The organism is Enterovibrio qingdaonensis (assembly GCF_028683135.1).
Taxonomy (GTDB): domain Bacteria; phylum Pseudomonadota; class Gammaproteobacteria; order Enterobacterales; family Vibrionaceae; genus Enterovibrio; species Enterovibrio qingdaonensis.
Map to the genome: position 1 here is coordinate 464,559 of NZ_JAJUBB010000003.1, position 11,055 is coordinate 475,613.

An 11,055-nucleotide genomic window follows, 5' to 3' on the forward strand; every position below is an offset into this window, starting at 1 on the left:
CCTTACGGGTAACGAACAGTAATCTGATGTGGTGAAGCAACGCTATTTCTATCCAGCCGCGCACTGGCAAAGCTTGGGGCTTTAAACGTGATCCTTGCGCCGTTCGAAAAGCCCAACCCTTCTTTTGGCCAAATTCCGGTCCAATTCTTGGTAACGCGACCATCTCCGTCTTCGTCATGCAGTACCTTGACTGCAAACGCTTGAGGCGTGTCATCAAAGGTGACGACTTGCTCTGCTTTAGTCGCATTCAAGCTGATAATTCGCAGTGCCTTATCGTGTTGCTTTGGAAATCCTTCTTCGGCGAAAAGCATCACCAACACCTTGCCCGGTCGAGACACATCAATCCCTTTAACGGCAATAGTCACTTTGCTTTCCGTGGCATTTGTATTCATCGCAATGGCCCCTGTTAACATCAATCCACACACTAATTTCTTGGCTTTCATCTATGACCCTTTCAGTAGTCGACGAGCCGCAAAAGGCGCGATAGCAAACAGAACTCTGAGTACACGCGTTGCGCCGATATCGAAGTCCTTATCTTTTCGCTCAATGCCCTCAATCATTTTTGATGCCGCCAATGTTGCTGATATCTTGTTACTGCCCCGCCCCGCCGTCATTTGCGTTTCCACCAACGGCATAAAAACTTGCTGCACTTTTATCGGAGAGCCTTCAAATTGGTATCTCAAACTTTGGGACAAAATATTGATCGCACCTTTCGTCGCGCAATAGACCGCAGAAGACGCTTTAGGCACGATGCTCAACGCCGAATTCACGTTGACAACTTTCGAAGACGAAGTGGACGTTAACGAAGGTAATAATCCGTGAATCAATGCACACACGGCAGTGAAGTTGGTGTCGATTTCGTACTGAACAGTGCTGAAATTGAAGTGTTTGTCGTTGAAGTAAGGAGCAAACTGCACGGCTGCGTTATTGATTAACACGTCTACTTGAGGGTGATGTTTCGCTACCAAACTCGCGAGCCGATAAACCTCTTTGGTGTTCGAGAGATCGACCTGATAAGCAACAACGGACGCGTATTGTTCTTTTAACGCATCGAGTTTTTCCGCGTCGCGCCCGAGAACTATCAGTTGATTAGCATGAGAGAGTTGGTCAACCAGTTGGCGACCAATACCTGACGTTCCGCCAGTGAGAACAATGGTTTTGTTGCGAAGTTCCATCCCGACTTCCTCTGTAATTCCAATGAGAGTCAGGATATCTGTGTCAATTCGTCAGCACTTTAACAAAGGTTAAAACTGCAAATTTTTTTAAGCTCGGTGATAGTGGTTCTGTACACCGAGTTTCGCGCGAATACGGGAGAGAGACACTTCAGTAATGCCGAGATAAGACGCAATGTGGTAGTTCGGCAGCGACTCAGCAAGTTCTGGCTGGGTCTCAACAAACTGAACATAAAGTTCGGTTGGGGAAAGCAAAAGCAAATCGGCTTCTCTTGCTTCCTTTTTCAATGCTAATGCCGTCACCATCTGAAGAAACGCATTCTTCCAACCCGGCATGCCCTCGCTGAGCACCTTTAGTGCTTTTGCCGAAACTTCAAAACACACTGCGTCCGTCAGTGCCTCGCAGCTAAACCTCGCGGACAATCCTTTTGAGAAAGAAGACAAGCACGCCGAGACATCCGCGCGTTGAAGAAAAGATTTGTTTCTTCGGGTGCCATCCGGCGTGAGATAGAAGTTACACAGGGTTCCCGCACAGACAAATCGGACTTTATCTACGACATCTCCCGCTTCAAACAAGGTTTCGCCCTTAGTGATGTACCTTAGTACGCCTGTTTCGACAAAGGCTTGCCACTCTTCATCTGTCAGGCTAAACGCTGAACGAAACCCCTGTTCAAACTGCGCCAGAACGTCTTGGCTGTTCATTTCCTCTCCTTGTTTGAAATGCCCCGCTGGTATTACGTACACTTATAAGACAGCGATCTTATTGATCCCAATAAGGTTTACCTTCAAATCTTGCCGCAAGAAAATCAATGAATGTACGAACACGACGCGAAAGGTGCCGAGTCTGCGGATAAATTGCATAGGCGTTAAGTTCACCCGCACCGTATCCGGGCAAAACTTTACTGAGACGCCCTTCACGCAAACCATTGTGAACAACAAATGTTGGCAGATATGCGATACCCAACCCTTTCTCTACGGCGGATAGCAGAAACTCTCCGCTACTCGCTTTCAAGACCGGATTAATTTTCACCTTTGCCTGTTTGCCTTCAGGCGACACCAACCGCCAGTGAGTAATATCACGACTTAAGCTATAAACAACCGCATTGTGGTTACTGAGATCAGCGACGCGTTCCGGCGTCCCGTTTTCTTCGAGATAGTCAGGACTCGCACAAAGCACATGACGGACAGTGGCTATTTTTCTTGCTAGTAAGGTTGAGTCAGGCAAATCGGCGATTCGAATCGCCATGTCATAGCCTTCTTGAATCAAGTCGACTTGCCTATCGTTAAAGTCCAACTCAAATTCAATCTGTGGGTGTTCCGCTAAAAAGTCGTTAATTGCAGGGCCAATGTGTAAAACACCAAACGTGGATGGCACTGCTACCTTTAGAGGGCCTTGCAACACGCAATGTGCCTGAGACGTCGCTTCTTCGGCTTCGCGTAAATCTTCCAGAATTCTCAGGCAGTGCTTGTAGTATTCAATGCCCGTCTCTGTGGCATGCATGGTTCTCGTCGTGCGGTGAAACAGCTGAACACTGAGAAACTCTTCTAACTCTTTGAGGCGTCGACTCACCGCCGATTTAGCAATGTTCATGCGATCAGCAGCCCCACTGATACTGCCAATCTCGACCACCCGCACAAAGGTTTCCATGTTTGTAAGCTTATCCATAAGCGTCCTTATTGTTCACTTTCGAAGAACAGTCATTTACTCAAAGTGATGTTTATTGTGAATGCTAGCATTTGTAAAGTGCGCTAGTACATCAAGGACACAGATAAAACAAAAGGAATAAACAATGACAATATTGAAAATCGCAGGATCAATGATCGCTGCAACCGCTCTCATCTCCACTCCCTTATTTGCCAATGAGCCCGTGTGGGATGCCAATAAAGTGCAGCTTATTGCTGAAAAGTTGGGTAACGGTGTCTACGCCTATTACCCAAGTGATGCGAAAGAGCTTGAGCAAAAAGGCCTGCCTGTCGCGACGAGTGGCGGATTTGTGGTCGGTGATAAGGGCGTGCTTATCATTGATACCATGTTAAACGAACGTCTGAATAAACAAGTTCAGGGTATGGTGGCAAAAGAAGCCAACAAACCGATCATCTACGCGGTGAACACCAGCTTCCACGGCGACCATTCTTACGGCAATATGTACTTGCCAGAAGACACCACCATTATTCAGCACGAAGTGACGCAAAATTACATCCACACTCACTTCGAGCATGACACCCAGTTTATGATGCAAAACTTCGGTAAAGGCCGAGGTATCGAAGAGATTGTACCAACTGATGCAGACATCCTGATCGGTGAAGGTGGTAAGATCACCCTAGATCTGGGCGGAAAGAACGTCGAAATCATGGACTTCGGCTTTGCTCAGACAGGTGGCGATCTCTTTGTCTGGGAACCCGAATCAAAAACCATGTGGACAGGTAACCCCATCATCACAGTGAAACCGTCACTGCCTTGGTTGCTCGATGGTCACCTGCTGGAAACGCTGGACTCATTGAAGAAGGTAAAAGCATTCTTACCGGATGATGCTAATGTTGTTCCCGGTCATGGCTCACCGATGACACCCGCCGATATTCAGTGGCACATTGACTATCTGGAAGCGATTAAAACACAGGTACAACTTGCGATTGATGAAGGGCTGACACTGGAAGAAACAGTCGCGAAGGTTCAATTGCCAGAATTTACGGGCTATGCATTGCGTGATTGGGTTCACCCTGCACTCAACGTGCCTGCGGCATACCGAGATCTTTCTAAGAAATAAATCGCTCGCAGGTTCTGTTCAGCCATCAAGGAATATTTTGGTGGCTGAGTATTTTCTGTTACTGGCGGTTCATCAACAACAGGTTGCCGCCTGATACCCCTAACACCACGGCACAGCCTCGATTGAACCATCGTGCCATCGTCGGTTTGCTAAACCAGTGCCTTAAGTAAATTCCAAACATCGCATACAAGGCGATTGCCAAGATTTCTAACACTAAAAACGTCACACCGAGAACAAAAAATTGTTGGTTGATAGCTGCGCTTGGGTCAACAAATTGCGGCAAAAATGCCGTAAAGATAAGAATGGCTTTGGGGTTACCTGCCGCTAACGTGAATTCTTGCTGCAAGAGCGTCTTTAGCTGTTTTCCACCTTCCTCTTTACTCACAGGACTAGAAGATGAACGCCATAACTGAAAGGCTATCCAAAACAGGTAAAATGCCCCGACAAGCTTGATCGCCAGAAACACAGTCTCAGAGGCGTAAAGGATGACCGCAAGCCCAGATGCAGTGAGTGCAATCATGACGGCAAATGCGACAATTCGCCCCATACTGGCGAGCAACGCATGGCGAAAGCCGTAACAGCGCCCATTGTTCATCGCCAGTAAATTATTCGGCCCCGGCGTCATGTTTAAGGCAAAACAAGCCGGAATAAAAAGCAAGAAAGCCGCGAGTTCCATCTACATTCCCTTCCCGATTACCCTTTCCTCTATCTCGCCTCACCTTACCTAGCCACACATGTGGTCGTCAACCACTCAAAAAAGTGGGTAGCAACTGCATGATCACGGCAAGATGGCGCGCAATACAGGTAGTATCCCCCACTTTCAACTTCTGACAATGTCGAATCCGGCCACGGTACTAACACTCCAGAATCTAAATAAGGTTTCAATAAGCTTAATCGCCCTACCATCACACCTTGTCCATCAAGCACAGACTGCAGAAGCAAGGTATATAGGCTGGCTCGTCGTGTTTTAGCTGAGATATCCGGGAAGGTGTCGCGCCAATACCGCCAGTCATCGTGCCAATTCATGTCCTGATAGAAGGTTGGGGAATCTTCGTTGAAACCTCTGGCACTCACTGGCAATAAATATTCTGGCCATAGTTTGATCCACGCGCCACCGGGGTCGTGAAGAAAGTACCCCAACGCCAAATCCGTGTTTTCTGGCTGGCCAGAAACGGTTGAGACTGCCGTTATCTCGATATCATGCTCAGGAAATTGGTGCTGATACTCTCCCAACCGCTTATGCAGCCAGAGCTGAGCTACGGCATGTTGCGTTGCCAGTTTTACGGGCTTAGAGCGTTTACTTCTTACCTGTTCAACATCTCTTTCAATGCTATTGAGTGACTGCCTAATAAGCGATAAAAATTCTTGGCCTTTAGGTGTTAGTGACACGCCTTTACCGTGTCGAGAAAACAACTCTATGCCTAGATTCGATTCCAGTTTTTTTACGTGATACGCGATTGCAGACGCGGTAAGGAACAGCTCCTCACCCGCTCGCGCAAAGCTTTCATGCTCTGCGGCGGATTCAAATGCCACCAGCGTTTCCAATGGAGGTAGATTGCCAAACCTGACCGATTTCATTCCACTTAGCCCAAAATATTTTTTGCCTAGAGTAAAAAATAATCCATTTGTTCATCGTGCACGAATTTGTTGAGATAACTTTGTGACCACCATAGAGACGGAGCTCGGAAATGACATACCAATCAAAACCTTGGATAGACGACGCACTCAACACCTTCGCAGCGAATACACTGAATGACTACGCGCACAATTCGTCTTCTGAGCTCCTCAGCAGCATTTATGGACTTGCGGAAGAGAATAGGCACATTCATGAAAAAGCCTGTATCAACCTCAACCCTGCTACCAATATCATGAACCCGAAAGCCGAAGCCCTTCTTTCATCTGGCATTGGTTCTCGTCCCTCTTTGGGGTATCCCGGTGATAAATATGAAATGGGCTTAGAAGCCATTGAAAAAATTGAATTAATAGCTGCTCAACTCGCCTGTGAAGTATTTGATGCCCGCTTTGCTGAAATTCGGGTCGCGTCAGGCGCAATGGCAAACTTGTATGCCTTTATGGCGACGTGCAAGGCTGGCGATACTATCCTCGTTCCCCCCGCCTCTATTGGTGGTCACGTGACCCACCATAATGCTGGTGCTGCAGGTTTGTTTGGGCTCGACATTATTGAAATGGCGGCTGACCCCACGCACTACACGGTAGACATTGATGCAGTAAGGCAACAGGCGCGCACACTGAAGCCCAAACTAATTACCATTGGAGGTAGTTTAAATCTTCTTCCTCATCCCGTCAGTGAACTGCGATCCATTGCGGACGAAGTCGGCGCGAAGGTCCTGTTCGATGCCGCCCATCAGTGCGGGATTATCGCGGGAAAAAGCTGGCCAAATCCGTTAACCCAAGGTGCGCATTTGATGACAATGAGCACTTACAAAAGTCTGGGCGGGCCTCCGGGCGGATTAATCGTCTCGAACGATGCAGACCTCATGAAAACGATTGATGCGATTGCGTTCCCTGGGCTTACTGCCAACTTTGATGCTGCGAAGTCAGCAGCACTGGCGGTTTCCTTGCTCGATTGGAGAGAGTTCGGTGAGGCATATTCTGAGACAATGATTAAGACAAACGTAGCCCTCGCCGACGCCTGTCAACGTGAAGGCTTGCCTGTATTTACGGTTGAACAAGATGGCCATGCAATACCGTCAACATCCCACCAATTTGCCATTGAAGCGGCAATGTTCGGCGGTGGCCAAACCATGGCGAAGAAACTCAGGCAAGCAAATATCCTGACCTGTGGCATCGGCCTGCCCATTGCTACCGTTGACGGCGACATGAATGGCTTGCGTTTCGGTACACCGGAAATTGTTCGCGCAGGCTTTACGCTAGAGGACATGCCGACGGTTGCAACACTCATTGCAGATTGTCTGTTTGAACGTAAACCTGTCGAGGACATCGCACAAGCGGCGAGCGACCTTCGCAGTCGGTTTAGCACTCTGAAGTTTGTTCAGTCATAGATAAAAATTCTTTGTCAGGGTCGAGAAATTAATTCGTTCGACCCCTTTTTCATTTTCAGTAGAATGCTGCGCTTTCCTGCCTTGAGTGAGCGAGCAAAAATTGAAAATCGGTAAACGTCTACGTCAGCTTCAAATGATGGTAAACGCGCCTTATGACCACATTTGGGATTGCTGTTGTGACCATGGTTTACTGGGCGCATCACTTCTGCGTGAACACCCTGACGCCTTTGTCCATTTTGTTGATGTTGTTCCAGCACTTATCGACAAACTCTCCCAGCAATTACGCCAACATTTTGCGCATAACACGCAATGGGAAGCATTGTGTATGGATGCCGGTGAATTGCCTTTGGCACAACATTCTGGTCGACACTTGATCATCATTGCCGGTATCGGTGGCGATTTGATGATGGACATGGTTGCCCGCTTACAAGATACCTATCCAGAGTTCGCACTCAACTTTCTGCTTTGCCCCGTTAACCACCAATACGCGTTACGCGAAATGTTGATTGCGCGTGGCTTCAAACTCAAAGAAGAAACGTTGATAGAAGAAAACCAACGCTTCTATGAAATCATGCTGGTAACGACACATGATGAAACCGCTCAACTCGACCAAGTTACACGCACAGGGTCGCGACTTTGGCTTTCTAACGACGATGCGCAGCGCGATGTTTGTCAGCGGTACCTTGCGAAAACCTTGCAGCACTATCAGCGTATTCAGCAAGGCAGACCAACGGCAGTAGAAGATGCAGTAAAGGCGTATCAGAGCGTAGATGTTTAGGCGGTTAATATGCAGATGAGGGCGGTGCGAACTCTGCTCGCCCAGACAGAGGATACATAGATCTCGAATTACGCGATTTCAGCATCCATGACAACCACCCCTCTAAACCATTCCACAAAGTCAAACACCGTTGTGCTAGCGTTTTGCCGATAGCTTGCGTAATACCCAAGATCCTGTTTTGTTGCAATATCAGAAAGCACAATCAAGTCACCACGCGCTATCTCAAGCCGGAAAACCTCCACAGGACAAAGCGCAACACCATGACCAGCAATGACAGCAGTTGCCAGTAAGTTAAAGTCCTGAAATACAGGCCAAGAATCTGTCGCCGACCAACACACACCAGCACTATCAAACCAATGTTGCCATTCTTTACGTTGTTCATCATGAATCAATGGAACACGCGCAATATCTAAAGGCGTATCTATCGGGCTATGTTTCTCCAAAAATGATGGGCTGCAGACTGGCTTTTTAGTCCGACTGAATAGCTTCTCAGATTTCACCCCCGGCATATTGTGCTCGTCAGTTGAAATGAGAACATCTAACTCATTGGCTGCAAGTGAATCTGCGACACTCGCGTAAACCACTTTCACATCTAGATTCGGCTTAGCTGCTGTGAATTCGACCAAATGCGGCACGAGCCATCGATTCGCGATGGAGGGAATACATCCTACCGTCAATGCGTCGTTACCTTTCATCGCCTTGACCGAATTACAGGCCTCCGCAATCTCATTGAGTGCGGGTGATACCCGTCTGAAAAGCAATTCTCCGCTACGTGTTAAGCGAATCCCCCTCCCTCTGCGCTCAAACAAACGCATTTGGAACCATTCCTCCAGACGCTTGATTTGATGACTCACCGCAGCGTGAGTGACGAACAGTTCTTCTGCAGCAAGTGAAAACGAAAGGTGTCTGGCTGTCGCTTCAAACGCTTTCAGTGCGGACAACGGCGGAAGTTTCATTGTTATTTTTCCTAACATGTCGAGCAAATATTAATCAATTGTTACAAGGCTCAATTGAAACCATCATCTCCAAAGGTAGCAGCTACGAAGAACTCGCTGAGTATTTGAGGTCCTTAATCGCCGTAGTCTGCTGCCTTTATCTCAATAAAACTAACAATTGGAGGCAAAATGTTTGTTCGTTCATTAAAGGAACTGGAGTCAACAGACCGTTTTGTTGATTGGGGAAATGGCACAAGCCACCGCCTACTAACACAAGTGGACAATATGGGATTTACCGTCTGCCATACGGTTGTTCGCGCGGGTTCTGAGTCAAAACTTCACTACAAAAATCATCTCGAAGCCTGTTACTGCATTGACGGTGAAGGCGAAGTCGAAGACATGGCGGGCAATGTGTTCACCATTCGTAAGGGCGACATTTATGTGCTCAACCAACATGATCCGCATTACTTAAGAGGTGGAACAACCACTGATTTGGTGCTGGTCAGTGTATTTAATCCACCTCTGACAGGCTCAGAAACACACGACTTAACCAACCCTCAAGGTTCTGCCTACTAACGCATTTGACGCAAAGACAGTCACGCAGTACACCCCTTCAAGGAGGATGATATGTCCATGCAAAACACGAGCACGTCAAAGAGACGCTATACCTTTCTCGACAAAGTAAAAGCCATTGGCCCGGCGATTGTCATAACTGGTTCTTTTATCGGACCCGGAACAGTGACAACCGCCACCAGAACAGGTGCTGACTTTGGTTATGCCCTGATTTGGACGGTGGTTTTCGCCATACTTGCCACCATAGTGCTTCAAGAAATGGCGGCACGCTTGGGGGTTGTTACCCGACAAGGTCTTTCGGAAGCCATCTCTTCAGCATTTGAAAACCGCACAGCGCGTTACCTTATCCGTGGGCTTGTTGGCACAGCCATTCCACTTGGCTGCATCGCGTATATGGGCGGTGACCTCACAGGATCAGCCGCAGGTTTATCGACATTAACCGGCGTTTCCACTCAAATACTTGGCCCACTTGTCGGTGTCGCAATACTGGTATTGATTAACTTCGGCCCCTTTGAGCTCATTGAAAAGGTTCTGATGGTGCTTGTTGCCACCATGGCCGTTGTTTTTCTCATTTCGATGTTTGCCGTTGGGCCTGAATGGTCAGAAGTCGCGGCCGGTTTAATTCCAAGTATTCCTGAAGGCGGGATGTTTCTGGTACTAGGCTTGATTGGAACCACAATCGTGCCTTACAACTTCTTTGTTCATGCCATCAATGCCAGAAAAGCATTCAGCAGTACAGACCAACTCGAACTGTCAAAGCTCGATATCATTGTGGCCATCACAATTGGAGGATTAATCACAGCTGCGGTGATGATTACCGCAGGCACAGTGATTCGTGGTGCATCCGTTGAAAGCATTGCCACCATGGCTCAAGCATTGGAACCTGTTCTCGGTGATTACGCTCAGGTTTTCCTTAGTGTTGGCTTGATTGCTGCAGGGCTTTCTTCAGCCATCGTCACACCATTGGGAGCGTCTTACGTACTCGCGGGGTTATTTGGGTGGAAATACGACAAGTCAGATAAGCGTTTCTTCTATACCAATCTTTCTATTCTGATCTTTGGTATTTTCATCTCAGCCACAGGCCTTAACCCGGTTTTTGTCATCATTTCGGCACAAGTGCTCAATGGCATCATTTTGCCTATCGCTGTGATTCTATTGGTAATGATAACTAGCCAATCGCGTTTTATGCGCCAGTTCGTCAACGGAAAAGTGTCACTATGCTTTGGCATTGCCATCAGTCTCATCACACTGTTTCTTGGCTTTAAAAGTTTTGTTTCCACCGTCACTTCACTTGCCGGAAGTTAAGCAAAGATAAAGCCCAAGAGATAAAAAGAACCACAAGATGTGCAAGAGCAGAATGTGGCACCGAGTCCTATATTTGCAGCCTAATTAGGCTGCTTTTTTCGATTGGCTACTTGATGGGCGTTTTTCTTTAGGTTTGTATCGATAGCGGAAGCGTTGGCATCAAGCCATTTAGCGATACAGATGAGGGAGACAGTATTGGGAAATGGGTCATTCGAGCCCTAGTCTCTTGTTATACGTCCAACTTTAGCCTTGAAAGAAGCTCAGTTAATACCTTTGGGCCCATGGTTTTTTCTACGAGTTCGCTCATTTCACCATCTAGAAACTCTTGCCATGAAACTGACTTACTGCCAGAGCTATGCGCGTAACGGCCATACGCATATAACACCGTTTCATTGTCTAGAATTTAGACCAAGTTAAGTTCTTTACCTGATTCATCAATTTTCCACTCGTATAGTGGACTTGGTTGCTTGTATTCCATCTCAAATATTCACATAACGCTTTGCG

General features: G+C 47.5%; 12 protein-coding genes. 5 read left to right on the forward strand and 7 right to left on the reverse strand.

The genetic code is table 11. The features are described from left to right. Nucleotides 1–2 precede the first annotated feature (2 nt). From LRP49_RS06930 to LRP49_RS06945, 4 genes are all read right to left on the reverse strand, one after another. Nucleotides 3–443, reverse strand: coding sequence for a DUF2141 domain-containing protein (locus LRP49_RS06930; protein WP_274141172.1), 441 nt, complete (start codon nt 441–443; stop codon nt 3–5). Beyond that, nucleotides 444–1,175, reverse strand: coding sequence for an SDR family NAD(P)-dependent oxidoreductase (locus LRP49_RS06935; RefSeq protein WP_274141174.1), 732 nt, complete (start codon nt 1,173–1,175; stop codon nt 444–446). 87 nt (nt 1,176–1,262) lie between these two features. After that, nucleotides 1,263–1,874 (reverse strand): Crp/Fnr family transcriptional regulator, encoded by a 612-nt coding sequence (locus LRP49_RS06940; RefSeq protein ID WP_274141176.1) that lies wholly within the window; start codon nt 1,872–1,874, stop codon nt 1,263–1,265. Nucleotides 1,875–1,932: 58 nt separating this feature from the next. Continuing rightward, the gene (locus LRP49_RS06945) at nt 1,933–2,838 is read right to left on the reverse strand and encodes a LysR family transcriptional regulator (RefSeq protein ID WP_274141177.1); all 906 of its coding nucleotides are present in this window, start codon (nt 2,836–2,838) and stop codon (nt 1,933–1,935) included. A gap of 124 nt (nt 2,839–2,962) precedes the next feature. On the opposite strand from LRP49_RS06945, the gene LRP49_RS06950 reads away from it, so the two are divergent. Next, nucleotides 2,963–3,937 carry an MBL fold metallo-hydrolase gene (locus LRP49_RS06950; protein ID WP_274141178.1) on the forward strand — a complete coding sequence of 325 codons (975 nt, stop codon included), beginning with the start codon at nt 2,963–2,965 and terminating at the stop codon, nt 3,935–3,937. A 58-nt stretch (nt 3,938–3,995) separates the two neighbouring features. On the opposite strand, the gene LRP49_RS06955 is transcribed toward LRP49_RS06950, so the two are convergent. Then, complete coding sequence (locus tag LRP49_RS06955) at nt 3,996–4,613, reverse strand: LysE family translocator (protein ID WP_274141180.1); 618 nt, start codon at nt 4,611–4,613, stop codon at nt 3,996–3,998. Nucleotides 4,614–4,657: 44 nt separating this feature from the next. After that, nucleotides 4,658–5,515, reverse strand: a complete 858-nt coding sequence (locus tag LRP49_RS06960; RefSeq protein ID WP_274141181.1) for a LysR family transcriptional regulator — start codon at nt 5,513–5,515, stop codon at nt 4,658–4,660. A 110-nt stretch (nt 5,516–5,625) separates the two neighbouring features. On the opposite strand from LRP49_RS06960, the gene LRP49_RS06965 reads away from it, so the two are divergent. Continuing rightward, nucleotides 5,626–6,960: a serine hydroxymethyltransferase gene (locus LRP49_RS06965; RefSeq protein WP_274141183.1), complete on the forward strand. Its 1,335-nt coding sequence runs from the start codon at nt 5,626–5,628 to the stop codon at nt 6,958–6,960. 100 nt (nt 6,961–7,060) lie between these two features. After that, nucleotides 7,061–7,738 (forward strand): tRNA (adenine(22)-N(1))-methyltransferase, encoded by a 678-nt coding sequence (locus LRP49_RS06970; protein ID WP_274141184.1) that lies wholly within the window; start codon nt 7,061–7,063, stop codon nt 7,736–7,738. Nucleotides 7,739–7,806: 68 nt separating this feature from the next. Here the strand turns inward: LRP49_RS06970 and LRP49_RS06975 are convergent, their stop codons facing one another. After that, the gene (locus tag LRP49_RS06975; protein ID WP_274141185.1) at nt 7,807–8,694 is read right to left on the reverse strand and encodes a LysR substrate-binding domain-containing protein; all 888 of its coding nucleotides are present in this window, start codon (nt 8,692–8,694) and stop codon (nt 7,807–7,809) included. Nucleotides 8,695–8,862: 168 nt separating this feature from the next. Here LRP49_RS06975 and LRP49_RS06980 point away from each other — a divergent pair, with 168 nt between their 5' ends. Together LRP49_RS06980 and LRP49_RS06985 are read left to right on the forward strand one after the other, a co-directional pair. Further along, the gene (locus LRP49_RS06980; RefSeq protein WP_274141186.1) at nt 8,863–9,249 is read left to right on the forward strand and encodes an ectoine synthase; all 387 of its coding nucleotides are present in this window, start codon (nt 8,863–8,865) and stop codon (nt 9,247–9,249) included. A 51-nt stretch (nt 9,250–9,300) separates the two neighbouring features. Then, complete coding sequence (locus LRP49_RS06985; RefSeq protein WP_274141188.1) at nt 9,301–10,551, forward strand: Nramp family divalent metal transporter; 1,251 nt, start codon at nt 9,301–9,303, stop codon at nt 10,549–10,551. The last annotated feature ends 504 nt before the right edge of the window (nt 10,552–11,055 follow it).

Coding starts and splice junctions, on each gene's coding strand:
- LRP49_RS06940 (WP_274141176.1), bottom strand. CDS start 1,874: ATGAACAGCCAAGACGTTCTGGCGCAGTTTGAACAGGGGTTTCGTTCA.
- LRP49_RS06955 (WP_274141180.1), bottom strand. CDS start 4,613: ATGGAACTCGCGGCTTTCTTGCTTTTTATTCCGGCTTGTTTTGCCTTA.
- LRP49_RS06950 (WP_274141178.1), top strand. CDS start 2,963: ATGACAATATTGAAAATCGCAGGATCAATGATCGCTGCAACCGCTCTC.
- LRP49_RS06945 (WP_274141177.1), bottom strand. CDS start 2,838: ATGGATAAGCTTACAAACATGGAAACCTTTGTGCGGGTGGTCGAGATT.
- LRP49_RS06980 (WP_274141186.1), top strand. CDS start 8,863: ATGTTTGTTCGTTCATTAAAGGAACTGGAGTCAACAGACCGTTTTGTT.
- LRP49_RS06935 (WP_274141174.1), bottom strand. CDS start 1,175: ATGGAACTTCGCAACAAAACCATTGTTCTCACTGGCGGAACGTCAGGT.
- LRP49_RS06965 (WP_274141183.1), top strand. CDS start 5,626: ATGACATACCAATCAAAACCTTGGATAGACGACGCACTCAACACCTTC.
- LRP49_RS06960 (WP_274141181.1), bottom strand. CDS start 5,515: ATGAAATCGGTCAGGTTTGGCAATCTACCTCCATTGGAAACGCTGGTG.
- LRP49_RS06975 (WP_274141185.1), bottom strand. CDS start 8,694: ATGAAACTTCCGCCGTTGTCCGCACTGAAAGCGTTTGAAGCGACAGCC.
- LRP49_RS06930 (WP_274141172.1), bottom strand. CDS start 443: ATGAAAGCCAAGAAATTAGTGTGTGGATTGATGTTAACAGGGGCCATT.
- LRP49_RS06985 (WP_274141188.1), top strand. CDS start 9,301: ATGTCCATGCAAAACACGAGCACGTCAAAGAGACGCTATACCTTTCTC.